This window comes from Pseudomonas sp. NY15364, assembly GCF_048068235.1.
GTDB classification, from domain to species: Bacteria; Pseudomonadota; Gammaproteobacteria; order Pseudomonadales; family Pseudomonadaceae; genus Aquipseudomonas; species Aquipseudomonas mendocina_D.
In genome coordinates, this window is record NZ_JBLUPX010000104.1 from 1 (window position 1) to 313 (window position 313).

The 313-nt window shown below is 56.2% G+C and carries 1 protein-coding gene; it reads right to left on the reverse strand.

Annotated elements, in window-relative coordinates:
• Positions 1-312: transposase (locus tag ACNFCJ_RS24170; protein WP_416773907.1), on the reverse strand; the 312-nt coding region annotated here is incomplete at its 3' end.
• Position 313: the final 1 nt, after the last annotated feature.

Below are 313 nucleotides of genomic sequence, written 5' to 3' on the forward strand. Positions count from 1 at the left end.
GCGGCAGGTCGCCTGAAAAGCAGCGCTGTTGTCCTTGCGAAAATCAGCAATGGTCTTGAAATCCGGTGCCAATCGGCCCAGCAGCCACATCACCTCGACATTGCGTTGGCAGTCGGCTTCCAGGCGCCGGGAGGAGCGGATGCGCTGGAAGTAACCGTACAGATAAAGCTTGAGTAGATCCGCTGGATCATAGCCAGGACGTCCAGTCTTGAGCGGCTCAGCCTTGCTGAACCCCAGTACCTTCAGATCCAGACGAGCCACATAGGCCTCGATGACTCGAACTAGATGATCCTCAGGAACCAGCTCTTCCAAT